Source organism: Citrobacter sp. TBCS-14, assembly GCF_005280805.1.
Taxonomy (GTDB): domain Bacteria; phylum Pseudomonadota; class Gammaproteobacteria; order Enterobacterales; family Enterobacteriaceae; genus Citrobacter; species Citrobacter gillenii.
The window spans coordinates 1-216 of sequence record NZ_SZWM01000215.1; the positions used below are offsets into that span (position 1 = coordinate 1).

A 216-nucleotide genomic window follows, 5' to 3' on the forward strand; every position below is an offset into this window, starting at 1 on the left:
TACATCGCGTAGACTCCAGTTAATTGCATTGAGGCGAAGAGAAAGAGGAATTGCGATTTTGCTCCCAGTTTTTTCTTGTATGACATGTAGATGGTCATCCCTAATATCACTAAATTTCATACGCGAAATATCACCTAACCGCTGGCCAGTAACCAGCGCTAACAGCATGGCATTCCCCATATAACGATGGCTGGCATCTGCGATATCAAAGATTTT

1 protein-coding gene is annotated in these 216 nt (G+C 42.6%); it reads right to left on the bottom strand.

Going from position 1 to position 216, the window contains the following annotated elements:
• Nucleotides 1–216, bottom strand: a 216-nt coding sequence (locus FDX22_RS12175) for a tyrosine-type recombinase/integrase (RefSeq protein ID WP_146717258.1), incomplete at both ends; no start/stop codon positions are given.